This window comes from Fundidesulfovibrio butyratiphilus, from assembly GCF_054657235.1.
Genome location: NZ_BAAHXA010000002.1, coordinates 57,751 through 79,146, shown reverse-complemented (window position 1 = coordinate 79,146; position 21,396 = coordinate 57,751). Strand labels below are relative to the sequence as shown.

Here is a 21,396-nt window from a genome sequence, read left to right as displayed (position 1 = left end):
TGCCTTAAACATATCGAGGTAAATTATCTGGCTCATCATTTTTGCAGGCGGGAAGTAAACTACGATTGTTCGTCACCAAAGCCTTTGCCAAAGGCAGCTTCGAGGAGGGGCTCCGCGTCAGCAAGGTCTTTCAGGTGCTTTATGGCTTCAGGCGGAACCAAGCAGATAAGCTCGGTGAAGCTCAACAAGAGCTGAAGACACTCGATACATTTTAATGACAAAGGGGAGCCGAAGCTCCCCCTTCGATTTTACTGGCCTGTCATCATGGCCGCGATGTCGTCCTGTACAGTGCCTATGGGCTTCAGGCCGAACTTCTCGATAACGACCTTAGCCACGTTCGGGGACAAGAAGCCCGGCAACGTGGGGCCGAGTCGGATACCCTTTACGCCGAGGAACAGGAGGGCAAGGAGCACGGCCACGGCTTTCTGTTCGTACCAAGCGATGTCGTAGGACACGGGCAGTTTGTTGATGTCGTCGAGACCGAAGACCTCTTTGAGCTTCAGTGCGATGACGGCCAGGGAATAGGAGTCATTGCACTGGCCGGCGTCCAGCACGCGCGGGATGCCGCCGATATCGCCGAGGTTTAGCTTGTTGTAACGGTACTTGGCGCAGCCCGCCGTGAGTATGATGGTGTCCTCTGGCAGAGCTTCGGCCACTTGAGTGTAGTATTCGCGTGACTTCTGACGGCCGTCGCAACCGGCCATTACCACGAAGCGCTTGACAGCACCGGACTTGACGGCTTCCACAACCTTGTCAGCAAGAGCCATGACCTGGTGGTGGGCAAAACCTCCGACAATGGCTCCCTTTTCTAGCTCCGTGGGCGGCGCACACTTCTTGGCTTGGGCGATTATGGCCGAGAAATCCTTGGCCCCGCCGGTCGGACGGTCCGTGATGTGCGTGGCACCCTCGTAGCCGACTACCCCTGTGGTGTAGAGGCGGTCGAGGTACGTGTTATCCTTCTTGAGCGGTACCAGACAGTTGGTGGTCAGCAGGATAGGGCCGTTGAAGGATTCGAACTCGGGATTTTGGTGCCACCAGGAGCCGCCGTAATTGCCGATCAAGTGTTTGTATTTTTTGAAGGCTGGGTAGTAATTGGCCGGGAGCATTTCGCCGTGAGTGTAGACATCCACGCCCGTACCCTCGGTCTGCTTGAGCAGCTCGTCCATGTCTTTGAGATCATGACCGCTGATAAGGATGCCCGGGTTCGTGCCTACGCCAATATTGACATGGGTGATCTCTGGGTGCCCATAGGTGCTCGTGTTGGCCTCGTCCAGCAGGGCCATGGTCGTCACGGCCACTTCACCTGCTTTCATCACCATGCCGACCATATCGTCCACAGACAGGTCTTTAGTTGTTGATGCCAGAGCCTCAAGCATGAATTCGTCGATTTCCGGTTTACGGAATCCAAGAATGGCGGCGTGTTCGGCATAAGCGGCTACGCCTTTGAGGCCGATGATAAGGAATTCCCGCAAGGAACGTACATCCTCGTTCTCCGATGCTAAAATACCCACGGTCTTCGCTTTTTCGGTGAAAGATGAGGATGGGCCGCTCCAGGTGGCGGCGTCTGGCAGCTGATCGCTGAATTCCTTCCCATGCTTTGCTTTGTAGGCTTCATGAAACTTCGTTTTGAGCGCATCGCGACGCTTCAGACCATCTTCAATCATGCCTTCGAAACGAACATCGTTCCAGTTGGCGTTGGTGATCGTGGCGAACAGACCCTGAAGCACGAAGTCATCGTTCGAGCGGTCAGGCTGTCCCAGGTCCTTGAGTCCTTCACCATACACGGCAATGCCCCGCAATACGAAGATCAAGAGGTCTTGAAGATTGGCAGTCTCCTCGGGTTTTCCACACATGCCCTTGACAGTGCAGCCGGTGTTTTTTGCGGTCTCCTGACATTGAAAGCAGTACATTACGCCTCCTTGAGGTTGATTGTTCTGTGATTCAAGCATGTTCTGGTTTAGTCCCGGCAGGTACGGCGACGCATGGCGTCCGTTTCTCACCTTGTTATCAATAGTCCTCCATTCATCTTAGACAGCATACCTGACATGGGTCAAAAGAAGCAATCGAGGCTTTCCGGGGGCGAGCGAGTGGTCATTTCCCGTGCCTTGCCTAACCATCCTCATATCATTCTGAATGATGAACCCACTGTCGCGTTGAATGTGATCTCGAGGCTAAGGGGTCAATCGAAATCCCGGATTGACAAGCGCTTCAACGCTTGTTAGTTGTTAATAACTAACCAAATGGGGAATGTCTATGGGGACGCGCAAGAAAAGTGCCGACAGAAAGGCCGAAATCGTGGCAGCCATGCTTACACTGGTTGCCGAAATGGGGCCTGGATGTGCGACCACCCAAGCGGTAGCCGATCGGGTAGGCGTTACACAGGCTGGCGTGTTTCGGCACTTTCCGGCGAAGAAAGACCTTTGGATTGCCGTTGCGGACTGGTTGATTAAAGAAGCCCAAGAACGCTGGGCGAAAGCACGCAATTGCGAGAAAAGTCCTCTTGATGGAATAAAGTGCGTCATAGAGGCGCAGCTTGAATTTATTCAGCACACTCCGGCGGTCCACTCTCTGATATTTTCACGCGAACTCCACGCACAAAACGACGAATTGCGTCGATCTTTTTACTCTATGAGCACGGACTTTCATATCATGTTAACCGATTTGGCTAAACAAGCCCAGGTCGATGGCGAGTTGTCAAGTGACTTTGCCCCTCATGAAATTGCCAGCGTACTGTTGACGTTGCCGTCAGGCCTAGCCACACGCTGGTCACTCAGCGGGCGCAGTTTCAACCTCGCGAAAGAAGGTGCACGGCTTTTGGAAGTCATGCTGTATGGCATGAGCAAGGTTCATTGACGCTCAAGGGGTATCGTTCATGTCCAGATACAGAAAGAGAGTGATATTGGCAGTAGCAGGGGGTATGGTCGTTGCCTTCATGCTGATTCACCTGAATTTTCGCCCAATTTCAGTCCGAGTCATGGAGCCGGTCGCACAGGGGGCGCTCCAGGTATTCGGCCTGGGCACTGTGGAAGCGAGAGTACTTTCCAAGGTAGGCTTCAAGGTAAATGGATTACTTCGTGAATTGAAGGTTGACCATGCTGACGAGGTAAAAGCGGGGCAGCTTCTGGCGTTAATGGACAGCGGCGAGCAAGAAAGTCAAGTGGCCAAAGCCTTGGCCAACCATGAAAAGGCTCAAGCTAACCTCAATCTGGCAAAGGCAAGTCTAAAGAAGTCCCGCACCAGCCTTGCCCTGAAGCAACAGCAAAGCCATCGTCGCCAAGCGCTTAAAAGTAAAGATGTTCTGGCTGAGGAAGAGGCCGAAGTTTCATTGGCTGCAGCGCAAACGGCAGAGGCAGAAGTGCTTTTGTCAGAGGCAGAGATGGCTGCTGCTGCGGCAACCGTGAAGGATGCTGAAGCTCAACTCAGCTTATCACGTGTAGTCTTGTCCCAACATCTTCTGGTGGCTCCATACGATGCCGTGATTATTGGTCGCCACAAGGAGGTGGGCACGATAATGCAAGCAGGGGAGCCGGTCTTCACATTGGTGGATCCCTGCTCGGTCTGGGTACGGGCTTTCGTGGACGAGGCCAAGGCCGGTTATATAGAAGTTGGGCAGCCGGTTGAGGTGCGACTCCGCTCCCTTCCTGGAAAAAGATTCCCTGGAAAAGTCGCGCGTATTGACCTGGAGAGCGATCGGGTCGGAGAGGAACGACGTATTTACGTAACCTGGGGAGATTGTCCCCGCGATTTCCATCTCGGCGAACAGGCAGAGGTGGTGATCAATAGTGGCTGGTTAGATAAAGTCGTGCTGGTTCCAGAAGCGCTTGTTTTCGAACGAGATGGTAACAGTGGGCAGATATGGATTTTGGAAAAGGGCCAACTCAATCGGTGCCAGGTGGTTTTCGGGCAAAGCACCCTGGATGGACGTCTTCCGGTGATCCAGGGGGTGCCTGAAGGAGCCCAGGTTCTGTCAGCCTTACCGTCCGGCCTACGCCAAGGAAGGAAGGCCACGGTGCAATCCGGAGGCGGTCTATGAACCTGGCGGTGCGCGATATCCGGCATAACCTCGGTCGGTTCCTACTGACGTGTCTGGGATTAAGCCTGCTGTTAGGTCTCGTGTTGTCTATGATCGGCATCTACCGTGGATTGGTTGAAGAAGCCCTGTCCTTGTCCAGGACACCGGGAGCCGACCTTTGGGTCGTGGAGGCAGGAAAAAGGGGACCTTTTGCGGAGTCGTCGCGGATACCTGGTGACACCCGCGAAGTAATCGCCAGTCTGTCACAGGTGGTGGAAACGGGATCAGTGACGTATCAATCAGTGGAAGCTATGCATAACGGATACAAATTGAGGCTTTACGTGGTTGGATATGAATCTGGAAGGCTAGGAGGACCTGCAAGTATACTTGCTGGCCGCTACATGACCCGTAGCCACTATGAAATGCTGGTCGACTCGAAGAGCGGGCTCATGTTGGGTGAACAGTTGCGTCTTGGTCGCAATGTCTTTACTGTAGTTGGATTGACCCGAAATCAAGTTTCTTCGGGTGGCGATCCTGTGGCCTATATTACGTTACGAGACGCGCAGCGCCTCCAATTTGAATTGGAACCCCCGGTAGCCCGACGGGAGGCCGAACGCGGCACTCCACAGGTCGGCACGGACATCGTCAACGCTGTGGTTGCCAAAGTCGCGCCAGGAACGACCCCGGATCGGGTGGTCGAGGCTGTCGGACGTTGGAAGCACCTCGCCGGATTGAGCCAGTCCGCTCAAGAGAATATTCTGACCAAGTCGGTGGTGGACAAATCTCGACGCCAAATCGGACTTTTTACAGTAATACTTCTTGTTGTTTCGGCAGTTATCATCTCGCTCATACTCTATACTATGACAATGGATAAAGTGAGGGAGATCGCCACGCTCAAACTAATAGGTGCACCGGACAAGACCATTATCGGACTTATCATTCAGGAAGCCGTCGCCATGGCCGTAATCGGCTTCTCTGTGGGAGCTCTGCTCATCAACTTGACCAGAGATTTCTTTCCTCGGCGAGTGATACTTTTGCCTCAGGACGGATTCGCTTTGGCTGTTGTGGTGCTCGTCTTATGCGTGCTTGCCAGTGGGATGGGGGTGCGTCTTGCACTCAAGATCGAACCTGCCGTGGCTTTGGGAGGATAGGGCATGAATATGTCCACCCCAGGGACCCCTTTGGTAACCATCAGCAATCTTAACAAATCCTTCGGGCAGGGAGACGCGCGAGTCGATGCACTGAAGCAGGTCACGCTGCAAGTGTATGCCGGGCAGGTGGTGGGGTTGCTTGGCCCGAGTGGTTCCGGGAAAAGCACCCTGCTCAACATTATTGGTTGCATCCTGGAGCCAAGCAGCGGGCGCATGGAACTTGATGGGCAAGTGGTCTATGATGGCAAATGGCTACAGAGTGATTTGCGTCGCCTGCGTTTGGACCGAATCGGGTTCATCTTCCAGTTTCACAACCTGCTTCCTTTCCTGAATGCCATTGAAAATGTTGCCGTAGTTTTGGAAATCGCCAACAAAAGTGCTATGTCAGCCCGCCAGCGTGCTCTAGAGTTGCTTAGTTACCTCCAGGTAGAGCATCGTTGCGAAACAATGCCGTCAAGACTTTCTGGAGGCGAAGCACAGCGAGTGGCTATTGCCCGTGCGTTGGCTAACCATCCTCATATCATTCTGGCTGATGAACCCACTGCCGCTTTGGATTCAGAACGTGCTGGTGTCGTGATGGACCTGCTGCGTAAGGTAGCAGCTGAACAGGGAGCTGCGGTATTGGTCGTCACCCATGATGAAAAAATTTTCGACCGGTTTGATCAGATATTTTACCTTCGCGATGGGATGCTGACAGATATAGGTGGTGCGCAAAACAAATCGGAATAGCGAGGCCTTCTCACAAAGCGTCATCATCATGTGCAGGTGACGGTTACTGGTTCGCAAAAGTCACAGGAGTCTGTGAATCTGGACGTGCCACTGCCGCGTTGTCATCTCTGTGGCTGTCTAACCACTGTCTCACCAACTGCGCAACCACTTCTACTAAAGCCCTGTTGGCGGCACGTTGGCTCCACCGCCACTGAGAGCCACAAAACTGTTGGTAGGAGCCAAAATGTTACGTTGGCAACTGTTGGCTGGCTCGCCAAAGCTTAATAATTTCAAAATGCTGCTGGTATGGCATTCAAGAGCGCTCAAAAGGACAATCTGAAAACTAATGAGTTATTCTAGGCAGTTGCTGAGAACCCCCCGAAGGCCGCTTGAATGAGTATTCAAGCGGTCGCACGCACCAAAAAAGCATAATTCGCTGCAAAATAGCTTTTTGACGGAATTCTCATCAAATTGATAATTGCTTGTCGCGTGGAATCGAGCCTCAAGCAGCTTGAGGGTCGAGGGTATCTTCAAGCATAAGCACCGCTCTGCATAACGGGCGGACGCTTCCTGAAGGTGACGTTCACCTCGACATCATTGTCAAGCTTGCCAAGAATAGTAATCATGCGGTCCAGTGAGAACCGGGACAGCCGAGCATTACGGATTCGGGAAAACTCGGAGTGGGCTATCCCCGTCAGACGTTCAGCTTCACGGGTAGAAATGCCGCGCTCATCCAATGTGCGGACAATCCTGGCGGCAAGCAACGCTCGCGCTTGTTCCAGTCCGGCGTTTTCACGTCCGAAATCCTGGAAGGCATTGCCGCTTCCCCGGACAAGTTCCATGTCTTCGGTCATCGCAGCACCTCCTGCAACCGTTTCAAGCGTTCCCGGATGAGGTCGATCTCCGCCTGAGGCGTTTTGATCCCACGCTTCGATTTTTTCTGGAAAGCGTGTATCACCCATATGTCCGAGTCGATCTTCAAAGCATACACAGCTCGGAAGGCGTCACCCCGGTGGCGGAGAGCCAACTCGAAGACACCTCCCTCGAAGGACTTGAGCGGCTTGGCCACTCCCGGAGTTACTCCTTCGGCAACCATGGTCAAAGCGCTCAGGATGTCAGCCTGGACAGCCAAGGGAAATAGCTCGAACTCTTTCCGAGCCGCTTTGATCCAGGATATCGGCCTTGTCTTTTGCATATAAGACTTGGTGGCATATTTGTCACCATCTTGCAAGTCGACATTTTGAATCCATAGGTTTAATGTATAAAAGCAATATGTTATCTTGCGACGAAGAGGGGCAAACAGCACAGCCAAAGCACCTTTGGCAACCCGTTGGCTGCCTCACCACTGCTTCACCACCAGCGCAACCCCAGTCGCCAACTCACCGTTGGCAGCCCCATCCCTGAAAGCCACAATTCCTTTGGCGGAAGCCAAAAAGATACGTTGGCAACCGTTGGCTGGCTCGCCAAAGCTTAATAATTTCACAATGCTGCTGGTATGGCATTCAAGAGGTCGTCGGTTCAATTCCGTCCAGCTCCACCAAAGACCTCAAGGGGTTATCCAAGAAATTGGGTAACCCCTCCTTTTTTTTACATTGGCTGCCTCCGCCAACACTTTTGTTGGCGCTCCCGGACACCGAAGTCTCGGTGAAGCAGCATTCCCCTGTATGAGCATCCAGAAGACGACCCCTTGAGGAAAATTCAAGCGGTCGTTTTTTGTTGTGTTTTTTCGCTGTGTTGGAAAAAGTAATTCGCAACAAGCCGCAGCGAAGACGGAGCAAAAAGATGATGGCCTCTTGAGGGATTTTCAAGGGGTGGTGGTTGGGGTGCTCTTCGACGTCCCCTCCAGGGGAAAGGAAATGTGCTCCTGGTGAGGAGACGGACTTGCCGGAGGGGAAGCAGAAGCGGTCTTGGAGACGGCTTCTTGTTGAAAAATCAAGGGGATGTGTGGTGGGTGGGCTTCGCCTTCGTCTGATGTGCCTGCTGCGGTTTGGACATTTGGACATTCTGAGTGCATCCCTGAAAAAAACGGGCCGGGTCAGGACAGGGCAGGTGCTGACGGAGTGTATCCTCGGGTGCTGAAGTGAGGGGGGGGGCGGATGCTCTGCTGTCGCAGGGTCGGGTTCCTTTTCCCTGACCGCCCTGAATGAGCCCTGACGCGAGGGTTAATGGAAGGGCAGGTGGAGCGAGTCACAGGGGGATGGGATTTTGCCCTGCCTTGGTGCCTGCTGCGGCTTCCCCGGTCCTCCCCCTGACCCTGTCCCGGACCTGCCCCAATTTTCCACAAAACAGGGCCTTCCTGGGACTTTTCTGGGGTGCTGGGCATTGGTCTCCCCGGTGCTGGGGAAGTTTCAGGAGGGGGTGTTTTTGGAGGAATGTATGTTTTTGCAGGGGGTTGGGGAGGGGGTGGTGGGTGCGTCTGGGTAGGCTTTAAGTTCGCATCAATCTGTCGGCTGGCTTAAATGTCACTCTGGAATGAAGTATTTTGCTGTTATTATGCTGAAATTAAAAGACTTTTGTAAGGGTGACGTTTGTGACTTTGCCAAGATAACAGTCTGACACATGGCGGGTGACGAAAATATGAACTGCAAAATTGTTAATATAAAAGATCATCCTGAATTAATTGAAAGTGTTATAGGCCTCGGAGACAGCCAAAGGCAAACGCTTGGTTTTTTACCTGCACAAGCATTTTTGGAGTATGCAGAACGTGGTTCAATTCTAGTTGCCGTGTCGGATCAGCTGGAAGTTATAGGCTACGCATTGTTTGCACATAAACAAAATCGGGTATGTCGGTTAGCTCATGTGTGTGTCGATCCAAAATGGCGTAAAAGTCGTGTTGGAAATTTGCTTGTGTCCAGTTTAAAGAAAGAAGCCTCGCAAATGGATCGGATTATAGTGAAATGCCGCAGGGATTATGGGATAGATAGTTTTTGGGAGAAAAATGGATTTATTGCAAGGGGTGAAGTGTCTGGTCGTGGGCTTGGAGATACAACATTGACGTCGTGGGAGTATAGATTCAGGCCTTCCCTTCTTTCTCTTCCTGCTGAAAAGTCGAAGCAAATGGCCGTTCTTGATCTTAATGTGGTGATTGATGTGAGCTTAAACGGCGAAAACGAGTGTAAAGCACTTTTAACGTTTACGTATGCAGATGAAATTGATTTTAGGGTTTCGATGCATTCGTTCTTAGAAGCCAACAGAAATAATGATAAAAATAGCCGGGATATTACTCGAGGCCAACTCAATGCGCTGCAGCAGGTTGGCCCCTGTCAAGATGCGAGTATTGTTGGCTCTGTTCTTGATATAATTGGGAGTGAAAACAATGACGATGCGGAACAAATAGCCTCTGCTATTTACAATGATGCTGAATTTTTCATTACGCTGGATGCTAAATTGACAAATCATTTTGAAGACATTCAAAAAAAATTTGGACTTAGCGTGTACACGCCCACAGAGTTTATCGTAAACTACTGTAATGGGAGTGGCAGAGACTTATATTTTCCTGGATATCTGAATAGCTCAAATATAGTGTTTAAACCGATGGATGGGTTCAAGATCTCCGAGCTGTTTCAGCGGTACAAGGGTGTTGACGAAAAGAAACACTCTTTTGAAGAAAACATGCGTATTGTTGCCCCTGATATCAAGGGGCATTCGATTTTTAAAATATTTTTAAATGATGATGAGGTGGGCGTTTGTGTTCAAAATAAAATTGGATATGATTTAGCTATACGGGCATTACGTTTAGGGCGGTCGGTGAAGCATTTACATACAATTAGTGTGCATGTTGTTGAAAGCATTTTGTGTAATGCTATATCGCTTGGAGTTAAAGGGGTTTGTGTTGATGACAAGTCGGCTGGACGGTTTGTCGAACAGGCTCTGGTTAGTGCAGGTTTTCAGCATACAAACTCCGGTTATATTAGGTCAATAGGGACTGGATTCCTTTCATTACATGAGGCGTTGGGGAAAATTGGTATACAAGGAGAAGTAGCATCAGAAGCTGATATAGACCTTGTAGAGATTGAAAATTCATTATGGCCAGCCAAGCTAACCAGTTTAAATATTCCGATATACATTGTCCCGATCAGGCCAAGGTGGGCAAAGTGCCTCATTTCTTCTCGCGGACATCAGTTGTCATTAATGGGTGCTTCGAATGTTATGCTTCAAACAAGAAGGGTTTACTATCGTTCGTGCAGGGGTGTTAATATACAGTCTCCAGGAAGGATCGTCTGGTATGTAACAGGAGACGACAAGCACTGCCTGTGTAAAAGTTGTATTGGTGTGTCGAGAATAGACAGTGTTGAAACTGGCCCAGCGAAAATGCTATTTAAAAAGTATGAGCGGTTTGGTGTTTATGGTTGGCGGGACATAATGGTCGCGGCGAAGCAAAATCATGACCATCATTTGATGGCATTGGTCTTTTCTAAAACAGAAATATTTGTCCGTGCATTAGGCTTTCATTTGTTGTCAAAAATTGTTAAGAATGCTGAAGGCAAGTCTTTTAATCCGGTTTCACCGTTTAAGATCAGTCAAGAATCCTTTGTGGAAATATATAGTCATGGAATAAGTTGTGGAAACTAGGAACATTCTTATCTCGGTCAAAGAGATATATGTAGAAAAAATTAGACAAGGCGAAAAGCGCGCTGAGTTAAGAAAGTCTTTTCCTGTGGGGATAGAGGGCGCGCGCGTTTATATTTACGCAACGTCCCCTCGGAAGCGTATTGTTGGATATTTTTGTATTGACAAAGTCTTTCGGTTGCCAGTCAATATGCTTTGGACTGTTGCTGGAAGTCTCTCGTCTCTTTCCAGGGAAGATTTTTTTTCATACTTTTCAGGAAGGGGAAATGGTGTTTCGATACATTTTGATAGATTTGTGCCGCTTTCGGTTGAAGTTACTTTAGAGTACATAAAAAAAATATACCCTAAATTCCATCCGCCACAATCATATGTTTACTTGAGCAGGGATTTTGAGCGAACGATTTGTAATGGTGAAGATGCTACTTGATGTTGTCAAGTCTATGCCTAGTGACATGTTTTTATGCGCCGCCGCAATTAACATTTTAGCATTAGTGAAACTATTGTATTGTAGATGTACAAATTTGCCTAGTGCTTTTTGTCTGTCGCTCCTCCTCCATCCCCCCCCAATCTCTCCCCCCGTCGTGACCTCCTCCCCGAGCTGAGGCTACCCTCCCCGGGAATCCCCATTCCCTACCCCTGGAGGAGCCTATGCCTGACAGCCCGACCCCCAATATCATCTTCAGCTACACGCGCGCCGACGCACTGGCTGACGGCGTCCTGATCGACATCACCCCAATTGCAAGAAATTACGGCTTCAAACTGCCCTTCGCCATCTCGGATGCGCTCTACCACGGGTATGTCCAGCCTCCTGATGACCTGGAAGCGCAGGGGCAGTCCCTGGAGGGACGTCTCCATGATCTTCTGACCCTGGCAAACATTTCCGCCAGAAGGAGCATGGGGGACGACAGGGTCTACTTCAAGGTCGCGTTTCAGATGCGTCCAGCGAAGATGGAGACGGTCCAGGTCGTCCTTCACGTCGGTCCTGGTGATTCCGGTGAACCGGTGTTGACCCTCTGCCTGCCGGAGGACCTGTGATGGCACCCTCCGTCCCTGATGACGCGCATGACCTGGATCGCCTGGATCAACTGGATGCCCTGCTGGCCCGCTTTCGTCCCATCGAGCACCTCTTTCAGGTGATGGGGGCTGTCGGGGATACCGGTGACGGTGCCGAACTGGTTCGGGGATGCTCTGAAATCGGCCTGAATTTGACTGGCCAGTTTCGAGACGAACTGGAGCGGGTTTTCGGAAGAGGAGACGGTGGAGGTGGAAGGGCGGAGCGATTGGAGTAGCTCCAGTGGTGCTTGTTCGCCGTCTCCATCATTTCGCGAGCAAGACCCTGGCCATGGTCAGGATGGCCCGCACCTGCTCCTCTGACGCGCCGGCAAGCAACTGCTCCAGTTCCTTCCGGGCCTGCTCCTTCGTCAAACCGACGTCGCCCAGGTCGAAAAGGACGGTCTTCCCCTTGACTGACAATAACATATTTGTTATCTAAGGCCGTGGAATGAGCAATATTCTATTATAGTGATTCGTTACAGGAGGAGATTCTGGCGATGCCAGTCACCCTCCAGGCTCGTTATCTGCATCTTACGGCACGGATGCGAGTATTCGGCGCTGATCTAGGGTTACCGCATACCATGGCGATGGGAGACGGTCTTTTCGAACTTCGTTTGAAGGGTGCTGAAGGAATTGCCAGAGTTTTCTATTGCACCCTTGTCGGGAAGAAAATTGTTATGCTGCACCACTTTATTAAATAGTCCGAGAAGACTCCCAAGCGCGAGCTTCTGGTCGCAATGAAACGAATGCAGGAGGTCAAAGCATGCTAACACATGAGGAACTTGCAAAAAAAATGCTTGCAAACCCTGCGGTCAAGGAAGCCTACGATGCCATGGCTCCAGAGTTTGCTCTCTTGGATGAGCTTCTGCGGGCAAGAAAAGAAGCTGGCCTCAGTCAGGCCCAGGTGGCTGCCTTGATGGGAACGAAAGCCCCGTCCATTGCCCGTTTGGAATCTTCTTTGTCCAGTGGCAAGCATTCACCCTCCGTGTCGACATTGAGGAAGTATGCGAAGGCGGTGGGCAAGGAACTTGTTATTCAATTAAAATAATGAGTTACCTGTTTGGATCGGTTCAAATACGCGGGAAACCGCGCTTTTGGACCCCCTTTTCGAGGTCATACCCTATTGATAGGCTGCTTGCGTACCTCCTGCCGAGTCGCGACCACCGAATGCGGGAGATTGAGCGAAAGAGAGCTCTTGTCCGTTTCATCGGGATAAACAATATAATTAACAATGTTAATGAGTTGTTGATGCAGGTTCCTGCACAATTTCGCCACCTGAGCACCACATGCTGTCGGAGATGACAAAGGGCGGCCACTTTCCACCCGAAAGGGAGTGTCTGCCCCAGTCATCCTCCTCCTGAAATCCAGTCAGGTTCCCCGCCTGCTCCGTTCTTGATGAAGGACCGGTGGTTTCCCTGACCCTTCCCAACACACGCCTGCCCTCGATCCTGTCGTTTCCATCTGCCGCATCACAACCAACGAAATTCATTCGGTAAAAAAGAAGGGCCGTCAAAAGACGACCCTTCTCCTCTATATGAGACAGCACTGCCTGTGCGGATGACAGCAGCCGCTGAGTATCCAGCAAAGGGAACACCGCCAACGGTGATGCTGACGGTGTTCGATTTCGTTGCGGGTGGTGTTTTGGAGGGCAGGCCTACAAATAAGCATACCCCAAGGACAGTCAAGAGGCTGAAAGAAGGAGAGCTTTCTCCTTTTCCCTTCACCCAAACCATATGCGCAGGAGCCTGCGTTCTTGGAAAACCCAGAACATGATTGAATCAGTATGCAATTTGGCTGACTCCTCTTCTGCTCCTGTTGGGTAACAAACGCCACAACACTGCGCCAAAAGAAGCTCTAATCTCTAGAGCAGCCACTTGAAAATAGATATATGAAGAAAATAGAGCCACAATCTTGTTGGTGAACAACTTGGAACGGAACATCGAACAAAAGTGAGTGAGGTGACTGTGTGGATTCAAGGAATGCAAAACGACGATTTATAGAGTATCTTGGAAACAAAGTAATGTACTCAACCCGTGGACATGAAAACTACCAGTGGGGTGATGTCAACTCCGAAGTTCTTGCGAATGCGCAGTTCATCCACATGCCGAAACAGAGATTTCAGTATCTTGGGATTGACCTCGACTGGGAAGGATCAGCAAGTCTGTGGATGGATGAAGGATTCCCTGAACCGACCATAACAATTATTACTCCAACATCGAATCATTCGAAATTCTTCTACGAACTGGAGCATCCCGTGACGATTCCCAGGTACTGGGGTTCGCAACACATCAATTTCAAACCATATTTGTACTTCAAGGATGTGAAATTGGGATTGACCCTGGCGATGGAAGGTGACCTGTCTTATTCTGGAACATCCATGAACAATCCATTCTATAGGAATCTTGAACAGAATACTATAAAAACGGAAAACGGCGAAGTTTCGAGCAAGTGGAAAGTTCACTGGGCTGACAAGAGGTATGCCCTTGAGTATCTTGCCGAATTCGCCGTCTTTCCAACAAGAAAACGGTATCAGACTTCCTTCGAAGACAGCGACAGCAGAGAGGTCACCCTGTTCAATTCCACGAGAGCATATGCATATGAATATGTTCATCAATTTGATGAATATAACTCGTTTCACGAGGCCGTTGCCTCCAATGCTCTGGAAAACTGGTTGAAGCTCAGTCAGATTGAGAAAGATCATCCTCTTATGGAGAAAGAAGCGCATGCTGTCGCGAAGGCTGTCTCCAGATGGGTCTGGATGCGTCGTAAAGATAGATGGATGAAGCGATTCACCTGGGATATTGGAGCTCTCGGTTTTGAAGCACTGGACAAAAGCACCTTGTCTGAAGAAGAATTGAAATTTGAAATTCATAATCGTAAATCGATGGGTGCAAGATATGCTAATGAAAAACGTAGAAGAAATACTGAATCTAAAATCCACAGTGCATGTGAAGAACTTGTTAGAAACAATCAAAAGGTAACACGTAAAAACATCTCTGAAATGACTCAACTCAGTCTCAAGACATTAAACAATTACAAAGAGACAATTAAACATTTTAAACATAAAAGTATACAAACTCAATAACTATATAATATTACTTTATTACATTGATTTCCAATGCCAAGTAACCTTAATATAGCTAACTACCTTTTTTGGGGGGGGTGGGGTGGTGTCCAGAACGAGACAGATGAATCGAGAAAAATTGAAACTGGAAAAACTGGAGACACAAGCCCCCGCCAGGGATGAACGTTCATCTCCTGAACACATGCAACGCATCCAAAGGATTGCACAAGCAGTCCACATGAGCTCTTTGCACGTTTATCTGAAAGTATTTTATGGAATTCGAACAGTTGGTGTCAATGAGATATCTATGGAAAAATGGAACATCCTGTCTGAACCATGGTTACTGCATGAACAATCGCATTTTCAAGGTGATTGATAGAGATATTAATCCATACTGTTAGCAATGCTAAAGAATCGACGATTCAGGTCATGGGCGCCTTGAACGTCAACCGATCCAAGTCTCGCTGGTGTGCGAGTGTCGCTGTATTTTGGTGACAAGGACAAAAAATTCAATCTTCTCAAGGAAAACCATGTTCATCGCCCTCATCGAATGAACATGCTTGAGAAGAACCAGCCGGGTAGGAGTGATCCGCATGGTGAAGTGGTTGAGTCCGAGGAGGCGGCCAGTATTTCCATGGTGATGGAATCAAGCCGTGGTGGCGCGACGATTGAGCGAGGAGCATGGCCCTCTGAAGCTTGAAGATGCAAATCCTCTCAATTGTGAAGTCGTCGTATGCGATTAGGCGCTGGACGTCACTGAACGGATCGGTTTTCGAACCAAGGGAAACCTGATGGGAGTTCGCTCAAGAGCGTGAGGACTCCAGACTCCATCAGGCGGCTGCGTTTCCATAAGGGAAGCACCGGGAACATTCTTTCCAATCGGCAAGGAAGACAAGTCATTTCTGTTATTACAGGGGGACTTGGCCTTCAATCCATTCAATATACATCTCTCTTGCGGACTCTCTGTCCGCCAGAACAACACAAACACACGTTCCCGGTATCGCCGGATGCGGGAAAACCGCATGTCCGGTGGTGATACGGGGCTTGGGTCGGTGACGATCCTCTCTACCGTCGGCTGTCCGACTCCGCATTCTTGCCGGTGCGGGGTTCAGCAGTCTCGATTTGTCGATTCACATTGCGAAACAGGATGTTTTACATGGTAAAGTCCTGTTTTTTTGCAGATATTCATGATAAATCATGAAAAATAGCTGAAAATTGCGCATTTTCACGCGATTTTTGCGCATATTTATGCGGTTTTGAGCATTCTGCGAACGCCTGGTTCCAATTCCTCCCTGTCGTCGTCAACTGCTCCTCCGTCTCCGGTTCAGCCCCAAATCCCTGCCCCATATTTCAATTCTCCTGCAAGTTCTCCCCTTGGGCCAAGGGTCTGGTCCTGAAACTGCTCAAACATCCAGGAAGGGGCCTTTTTGTCCCAAAGAACGTTTTTCGTTGCTTCTTCGCCACAGAATGCGTGCTGAACAACGCCACATAACAGCCAAATCACGTGGTTGAGCACAGCGTATGTCACTATGTGGCAGAAAAATACAGATATACACCACCATAATCTTTTCAAAACGAGGAGAAATGGCATGGCTAAGAAGCAAACCTCAGACGGTGAAGCTCCCAAGCGGTTCGAATCGAAGTACAACCCAACGGTGCTCAAGCAACTCATCAACGAGAAGCTGAACGCCAATCAGATCATGGAACGCATGAACATCAAGCATAAGCAGGTGCTCAAGCAGTACATTCTGCGGTTGTGCAGCGAGGAGAAGATCTACCATGACGTGGAAGGACTGTATACGAAGTCCACATCCCGTCCGCGAGTGAACTCCAAGGGACAGCTGGTGCTGAACATGGAAAATTTGCTCCCGGAGCACATGGAAGTGCTGCCCGGAGACGAATTCTCCGTCGCCTTCGAAGATGACAGGCTCATCTTGACGAAGGTGTGAAGGCCAATGCCGGAAAAGCCAATCCTGATCAAGGAATGGCTTTTTCGTTTCAGATCATGCGCAAAGCGAGTCAAGAAGGAAAGTACGGTATTGCCCAAGATCGTACATTGGGATTTTTAAAAAAGGCAAAGAAGTTCAATGGGATAACCATGTTTTCATGGAAATCCCGACGTCGAGGCCTGTTTTGAATGAACGATTCCAAGGTGTTTTGGAGCAAAAGCCGGATTCCGGAGGTGTTGCGATGAAGGTCGGACCTTTCATCGAGATGAAGCACGTGAAGGCCATCAAGAAGGTTCTTGCGGATCGTCCGCGTGACCGATTGCTGTTCATCATGGGCATAAACACTGGACTCAGGGTGCAGGACATCCTGGCCTTGAAGGTCAGGGACGTTGCCTCTGTCAGAGTCGGTGATCGGATTCCGATCATTGAGAAGAAGACGGGAAAGGAAAACGTCCTGATGATGAACTCTGAAATCAAGGCCGCGCTGGACATCTATTTGTCCACCGCAAAGCCGAAGGAGGAACATTACCTGTTCAAGTCTCGCAAGGGCAAGAACTATCCGCTCACCACCTATGCGGTGACCATGATGGTAAAAAGGTGGGCCGCCGAGATCAACGTCAAGGGCAACTATGGAGCGCATTCGTTGCGCAAGACATGGTGTTATTTCCAACGCAAGCAATATGGCGTGAGTTGGGAGTTGATCGCCAAGCGGCTCAATCACAGTAGTCCTGGAGTGACCAGACGTTACCTCGGTGTGCAGGCCGAGGAAGTCGAGGAAATCCTGCTCAACTCGGTATAACCTGTAACAGGGGCGGAAGCCCCTTTTGTTCGATCAGGAGCGTGTGGTGAACACAAAGAGTAAAAGAAGCAAAATGCGGTCGCCTTTCTGTAATGTTGGGGATGGAGTTCATGTCTCCATAGAAGTCAAGCAACTGGTGCATCTCATGATTGAGATGGACAAACTCGGTTTCTTCTCACACTTGAAACAGTCCGGCGAGAACATGTTTGACCCGGAGTCTCTGGGAAAGTTCATGGAGACGTTTCTCAATGGTGACAAGTTCTCTGTGAACGTCGAACTGAACACCAACGTTGATACTCCTTCCGATAATCTCCAGTAGACTACGTTTCAATATTCCAAACAATTAACCATGGGAGGTTCCAATGGGCGTCTATCAACGCGATGGGCGGTGGATGGTGTATTACAACGAGAACGGAAAGCGCCGGGACAAGAGCTTCGGTCGCGGTGACGAGGCCAAGGTCAAGGCGGAAGCATTTGACCGGATGATGAAGCCTGTCCCTGCTGGTGAAGTCAATGACTCTGCACAAAGCCAGGCAACTCTGGAAGTTTCGTCAGAGGTCAGTGCTACCGAAGAAGACGAATCGCCTCCTGATGAAGAGCCGGAGCCTGCACAGGTTCCAGTGAAGGACAAGCGAGGCGGGATTTCATTTGGCCGTCTGTCCAAGATGTATCTGGACCATTTGCGTGTATCAGGACGAACTGAGAAGCACATTTTCACCCTAGCTACATTGTTGAAGAATGTGTTCTTCCTGTTGCTTGGCAAGAACACTCCGGTCGAAAGCATGACCTACCTGGACGACATGGTTCCCTTCATCCGGTCCATACAAGGGGTCAGCGATCAGACTGGACGGCCACGTTCGCAGAGTACTGTGAACCGTTACTGCGATTATGTGGACGCCATCTTCAACTTCGGAGTGGAGATGGGCCTGACCACGGTGAACCCCATGAAGGGGCGCAAGAAGGCCAGGGAGCAGCCCAGAGACGTCAGGATCGGCATCACGGATGTGAAGCGGATCATGGAGGCAGCCGAACCCCATGTGCGCTGGGCCATGGAGGTCTGTTTCAACCTGGGGACCAGGCCGGGCAGGTCGGAGCTCCTGTCGCTTCGTTGGGATCACGTGGACTTCACGAAGAGCGTGGTCCGAATCTATGCGACCAAGACGAAGACGTTTCGGACGGTTCCGGTGACGGCCGCCTTCCTGGATCGGTTGCGGGAGATGAAAACGCAGAGCCAGTCTTCCTACCTGATCGAGTACCGAGGCAAGCCGGTGACCTCGATTCGGAAGAGTTTCAATACCGCCTGTGATCTGGCCGGCATCAAGGTGCCGGTGCGTATGTATGACCTCAGACATCTCTTCGCGACGACCATGCTCAGTAATGGTGCTGACCTGGCGGCGGTGTCGAAGCTGATGGGACACTCGACCGTGAAGATGACGGCTGACGTCTACTACCACTACCTCGAAGGCGAGAAGGAACGGGCCGTGAGCAAGCTGCCGAGTTTGGTGGCTGTGTGAACCTATAACAGGGGCGGGTAACACCGCCCCTTACCATTTGAGGATGATGATCATGTATCAACAAAATAGAAGCTTTCGTTGTGATATTTGCAATTCGTTGTTTCTAGATGATGACTTGTATGATGGAAAGGCAATTTACTCTGAAGAAGGAAAACACGTGTGCAAGGAATGCGTTGATGATTACAAAAAGAAATCAGACTGTCCTGAAGATCTGTTCGTTGACAACATTGAAGCGTTTGCGTCTGAACATGGAAACAGGATGAAAAGAAAGAAGAACGAAACATGTGTGCTGGATGAATTGTTGGAGGAAGCTGACAAGAAACGCAAGTTGGAATAGTAGAGACGGATTTGGGGGACCAGGCCGGTGGTGCGGTCTGGTTCCCGTTTTTACTGAAGAGGGGGGGGAGGAAGTCCCAGGATGTGTTTGAAATCGCTTGCGCAGGCTCTTGCTCAGATTAACCTGAAATTCTATTTCAAATAATTTCAAGCTGTTGGTTAAATGGTCGAGAAGCCGCGTTTTGAGCCCAACTTTGCGCTATCCTTTCAGAGGGTTACTGATCGTCGAGGTCAATCCCCCCCACCTTCAATCAACAGACGCGGGGGTGATGTGGCGGCGAGGTGCCCCCCCTTATTATTTTGCCTGATCACGTAGCATCCCTACAAAACTTAACCTGCTTAAAATCAAGGGGTTCGTGGGGGCCTGGGATTCTCTGCCCGGTTCATTGGCGCTTGCCGTCGAGCAAGGTGGAAATACATGTTGACGAAGTTGAACAAATGTTCAAAACAAATGTTCAATACATTTGTCCTACACCGGAAGGCTGTGATGGAAGACGAGCTGAAGAAGAGCGATGACACCAAGTCCAAGTTGATCGAGGCGGCTGGAGAAGTATTTGCTGAGCGCGGCTTTCGAGCGGCAACGGTTCGGGAGATCAGCCGCCGAGCAGTGATTCCTCTGGGTGCTATGAATTACCATTTTCGGGATAAGCAAGGTCTCTATGCGGCGGTGCTCGAACACTCGCATCAGGCCGCCATAAAAAAGTATCCTCCAGAGCTTGGCCTACGGGATGGATCGACACCTGCGGAGAGACTTCGAGCGTTCATACATGCTTTTCTTCTGCGTCTTTCGGATAAAGGCGTGCCCGCCTGGCACATGAAGCTCATACTTCAGGAGATGTCGGAGATTTCTGACCCTAGTGGGGCGATGGATCAGGTGATGGAAAGCTCTGTACGCCCTCTCTACAGACACCTTGTGCGCATTTTAAGTGAATTGTTCGATGAGGATAATCCGTCAGATGCGGAAGCAAGCAACGAGATATTCCTCTGCGCCATGAGTGTCGTGGGACAGTGTTGTCATTATTTCACTGGGAGACGGGTCATTGGGGCCTTGCATCCGAAGAGCTTTAATCCAGCCGATATTGACCGTATCGCAGGCCACATCACGCGGTTCTCGCTGGCGGGCATTAGGGCCGCCCGGGAGGATTTTTCTGGGGATGAAGGACAACGTTGAAGGGAGTCCATCAAGATATATAATTTGCGATCTACAGGACTCGCAGTTGTGAGCGTACTCTTACTGAAACGTCTGATTCTTAAACTCTAGCGACAGGAGAACATATGCAGGTGTCAAAAGAGAAGAAAGTTGAGATGCTTCGGTCCATGCTCCTCTCCCGACGATTCGAAGAGAAGCTGGCGGAGATTTGTAAAACACAGGGTAGAATCCCGGGGATGATGATTCTATGTACGGGACAAGAGGCTGTGGGCTCAGGCGTCTGCGCAGCCCTTTCTCATCAAGATGTCATTATCTCCAACCACAGGAGCCATAATCATCTCCTTGCCAAGGGAGCCGATCCAAGAGCTCTCATGGCGGAGATTTACGGAAAGCGCACCGGCTGCAACAAGGGAAAGAGCGGCACGTTGCACCTTGCCGTGCCTGAGGTCAACGCTCCCTGCACTACAACCGTGGTGGGTGGAGGGCTTCCCATTGCCGTTGGAGTGGCCTTCGCCCAGCAGTACAGGAAGGAAGATAGCGTGACAGTCTGCCTTTTTGGAGACGGAGCCGCCGATGAAGGCTCATTCCATGAGGCTTTGAACCTGGCAAGTCTCTGGAGGCTTCCGGTCATATTTGTCTGCGAGAATAACCTCTATGCGGCGGCCCAGCGCTATGAGGAGCACACCAGGGTTGAAAATATGGCTGAAAGGGCTGTGGCCTATGCCATGCCGGGTGAGATCGTCGACGGCAATGACGTAGTGGCAGTCTATCAAGCTACCTGCAAAGCAAGGGAACTCGCCATTTCCGGGGGAGGCCCCACTCTCATTGAATGCAAAACATACCGCTGCCGTGGACATGGAGAAAACGACAATCAGCTGTATCAACCCAAAGACGAAATTGCTGAATGGAAGCGGAAATGTCCCATCCCAAAGCTTCGCGAAGTGGTGCTCGCTGAGGGGCTGATCAGCATCGAAGAGTTTCAAGCGATGAATGCAAAGATAGAAGAAATTGTGGAAGATGCTGTTCACTTTGCTGAAGAGAGCCCCTATCCCGACCCGGAAGAGGCCCTGGAAGACGTTTTCGCTTAGTTG

Annotated in this window: 26 protein-coding genes; 22 read left to right on the top strand and 4 right to left on the bottom strand. The window is 50.4% G+C overall.

Annotation, left to right across the window (positions count from 1 at the left end):
- Nucleotides 1–65 precede the first annotated feature (65 nt).
- Nucleotides 66–215: a hypothetical protein gene (locus tag ACYQ01_RS11485; RefSeq protein WP_459934003.1), complete on the top strand. Its 150-nt coding sequence runs from the start codon at nt 66–68 to the stop codon at nt 213–215.
- Nucleotides 216–248: 33 nt separating this feature from the next.
- On the opposite strand, the gene hcp is transcribed toward ACYQ01_RS11485, so the two are convergent.
- Nucleotides 249–1,910, bottom strand: a complete 1,662-nt coding sequence (gene hcp, locus ACYQ01_RS11480; RefSeq protein WP_160963887.1) for a hydroxylamine reductase — start codon at nt 1,908–1,910, stop codon at nt 249–251.
- Between the two features lie 343 nt (nt 1,911–2,253).
- Here hcp and ACYQ01_RS11475 point away from each other — a divergent pair, with 343 nt between their 5' ends.
- From ACYQ01_RS11475 to ACYQ01_RS11460, 4 genes are all read left to right on the top strand, one after another.
- Nucleotides 2,254–2,853 carry a TetR/AcrR family transcriptional regulator gene (locus tag ACYQ01_RS11475; RefSeq protein ID WP_160963885.1) on the top strand — a complete coding sequence of 200 codons (600 nt, stop codon included), beginning with the start codon at nt 2,254–2,256 and terminating at the stop codon, nt 2,851–2,853.
- 64 nt (nt 2,854–2,917) lie between these two features.
- Nucleotides 2,918–4,033: an efflux RND transporter periplasmic adaptor subunit gene (locus ACYQ01_RS11470; protein WP_160963883.1), complete on the top strand. Its 1,116-nt coding sequence runs from the start codon at nt 2,918–2,920 to the stop codon at nt 4,031–4,033.
- Entirely contained in the window at nt 4,030–5,163 is a 1,134-nt protein-coding gene (locus tag ACYQ01_RS11465; RefSeq protein ID WP_160963881.1) for an ABC transporter permease, read from the top strand. Before ACYQ01_RS11470 ends, ACYQ01_RS11465 begins: the two co-directional genes overlap by 4 nt.
- Before the next feature lie 3 nt (nt 5,164–5,166).
- Nucleotides 5,167–5,892: an ABC transporter ATP-binding protein gene (locus ACYQ01_RS11460; RefSeq protein WP_160963879.1), complete on the top strand. Its 726-nt coding sequence runs from the start codon at nt 5,167–5,169 to the stop codon at nt 5,890–5,892.
- Between the two features lie 509 nt (nt 5,893–6,401).
- Here the strand turns inward: ACYQ01_RS11460 and ACYQ01_RS11455 are convergent.
- On the bottom strand, nt 6,402–6,725 hold the full coding sequence (locus tag ACYQ01_RS11455) for a helix-turn-helix domain-containing protein (protein WP_459934002.1): 324 nt from the start codon (nt 6,723–6,725) through the stop codon (nt 6,402–6,404).
- Entirely contained in the window at nt 6,722–7,177 is a 456-nt protein-coding gene (locus tag ACYQ01_RS11450) for a type II toxin-antitoxin system RelE/ParE family toxin (RefSeq protein ID WP_459934001.1), read from the bottom strand. Before ACYQ01_RS11450 ends, ACYQ01_RS11455 begins: the two co-directional genes overlap by 4 nt.
- 1,253 nt (nt 7,178–8,430) lie before the next feature.
- Here ACYQ01_RS11450 and ACYQ01_RS11445 point away from each other — a divergent pair.
- The 4 genes from ACYQ01_RS11445 to ACYQ01_RS11430 all read left to right on the top strand — a co-directional run bounded on the left by ACYQ01_RS11445 (nt 8,431) and on the right by ACYQ01_RS11430 (nt 11,729).
- Complete coding sequence (locus ACYQ01_RS11445) at nt 8,431–10,443, top strand: GNAT family N-acetyltransferase (protein WP_459934000.1); 2,013 nt, start codon at nt 8,431–8,433, stop codon at nt 10,441–10,443.
- Nucleotides 10,433–10,867, top strand: a complete 435-nt coding sequence (locus ACYQ01_RS11440; RefSeq protein WP_459933999.1) for an ASCH domain-containing protein — start codon at nt 10,433–10,435, stop codon at nt 10,865–10,867. Before ACYQ01_RS11445 ends, ACYQ01_RS11440 begins: the two co-directional genes overlap by 11 nt.
- Nucleotides 10,868–11,088: 221 nt before the next feature.
- Complete coding sequence (locus ACYQ01_RS11435) at nt 11,089–11,475, top strand: DUF6573 family protein (protein WP_459933998.1); 387 nt, start codon at nt 11,089–11,091, stop codon at nt 11,473–11,475.
- The gene (locus ACYQ01_RS11430) at nt 11,472–11,729 is read left to right on the top strand and encodes a hypothetical protein (RefSeq protein WP_459933997.1); all 258 of its coding nucleotides are present in this window, start codon (nt 11,472–11,474) and stop codon (nt 11,727–11,729) included. The genes ACYQ01_RS11435 and ACYQ01_RS11430 overlap by 4 nt, the downstream gene beginning before the upstream one ends.
- A gap of 28 nt (nt 11,730–11,757) precedes the next feature.
- Here ACYQ01_RS11430 and ACYQ01_RS11425 read toward each other — a convergent pair whose 3' ends face one another.
- Nucleotides 11,758–11,919, bottom strand: a complete 162-nt coding sequence (locus tag ACYQ01_RS11425) for a hypothetical protein (protein WP_459933996.1) — start codon at nt 11,917–11,919, stop codon at nt 11,758–11,760.
- Between the two features lie 29 nt (nt 11,920–11,948).
- Between ACYQ01_RS11425 and ACYQ01_RS11420 the strand changes: the two genes are divergently transcribed.
- From ACYQ01_RS11420 to ACYQ01_RS11360, 13 genes are all read left to right on the top strand, one after another.
- Nucleotides 11,949–12,194 (top strand): type II toxin-antitoxin system RelE/ParE family toxin, encoded by a 246-nt coding sequence (locus tag ACYQ01_RS11420; protein WP_459934849.1) that lies wholly within the window; start codon nt 11,949–11,951, stop codon nt 12,192–12,194.
- A gap of 62 nt (nt 12,195–12,256) precedes the next feature.
- Complete coding sequence (locus tag ACYQ01_RS11415; RefSeq protein WP_459933973.1) at nt 12,257–12,541, top strand: helix-turn-helix domain-containing protein; 285 nt, start codon at nt 12,257–12,259, stop codon at nt 12,539–12,541.
- A gap of 972 nt (nt 12,542–13,513) precedes the next feature.
- Entirely contained in the window at nt 13,514–14,578 is a 1,065-nt protein-coding gene (locus ACYQ01_RS11410; RefSeq protein ID WP_459933995.1) for a replication initiation protein, read from the top strand.
- A gap of 103 nt (nt 14,579–14,681) precedes the next feature.
- Nucleotides 14,682–14,933: a hypothetical protein gene (locus ACYQ01_RS11405; protein WP_459933994.1), complete on the top strand. Its 252-nt coding sequence runs from the start codon at nt 14,682–14,684 to the stop codon at nt 14,931–14,933.
- A gap of 99 nt (nt 14,934–15,032) precedes the next feature.
- Nucleotides 15,033–15,257, top strand: a complete 225-nt coding sequence (locus ACYQ01_RS11400) for a hypothetical protein (RefSeq protein WP_459933993.1) — start codon at nt 15,033–15,035, stop codon at nt 15,255–15,257.
- 889 nt (nt 15,258–16,146) lie between these two features.
- Nucleotides 16,147–16,506 carry a hypothetical protein gene (locus ACYQ01_RS11395; RefSeq protein WP_459933992.1) on the top strand — a complete coding sequence of 120 codons (360 nt, stop codon included), beginning with the start codon at nt 16,147–16,149 and terminating at the stop codon, nt 16,504–16,506.
- Nucleotides 16,503–16,694, top strand: a complete 192-nt coding sequence (locus ACYQ01_RS11390) for a hypothetical protein (RefSeq protein WP_459933991.1) — start codon at nt 16,503–16,505, stop codon at nt 16,692–16,694. The genes ACYQ01_RS11395 and ACYQ01_RS11390 overlap by 4 nt, the downstream gene beginning before the upstream one ends.
- Before the next feature lie 53 nt (nt 16,695–16,747).
- Nucleotides 16,748–17,305, top strand: coding sequence for a tyrosine-type recombinase/integrase (locus ACYQ01_RS11385; protein WP_459934848.1), 558 nt, complete (start codon nt 16,748–16,750; stop codon nt 17,303–17,305).
- Nucleotides 17,306–17,351: 46 nt separating this feature from the next.
- Nucleotides 17,352–17,624, top strand: a complete 273-nt coding sequence (locus ACYQ01_RS11380) for a hypothetical protein (protein ID WP_459933990.1) — start codon at nt 17,352–17,354, stop codon at nt 17,622–17,624.
- Between the two features lie 43 nt (nt 17,625–17,667).
- A complete protein-coding gene (locus tag ACYQ01_RS11375; protein WP_459933989.1) occupies nt 17,668–18,819 on the top strand; it encodes a tyrosine-type recombinase/integrase in 1,152 nt (383 codons plus the stop codon).
- Between the two features lie 52 nt (nt 18,820–18,871).
- The gene (locus ACYQ01_RS11370; protein ID WP_459933988.1) at nt 18,872–19,156 is read left to right on the top strand and encodes a hypothetical protein; all 285 of its coding nucleotides are present in this window, start codon (nt 18,872–18,874) and stop codon (nt 19,154–19,156) included.
- 486 nt (nt 19,157–19,642) lie between these two features.
- The gene (locus ACYQ01_RS11365; RefSeq protein WP_459933987.1) at nt 19,643–20,326 is read left to right on the top strand and encodes a CerR family C-terminal domain-containing protein; all 684 of its coding nucleotides are present in this window, start codon (nt 19,643–19,645) and stop codon (nt 20,324–20,326) included.
- 104 nt (nt 20,327–20,430) lie between these two features.
- Entirely contained in the window at nt 20,431–21,393 is a 963-nt protein-coding gene (locus tag ACYQ01_RS11360; protein WP_459933986.1) for a thiamine pyrophosphate-dependent dehydrogenase E1 component subunit alpha, read from the top strand.
- Nucleotides 21,394–21,396: the final 3 nt, after the last annotated feature.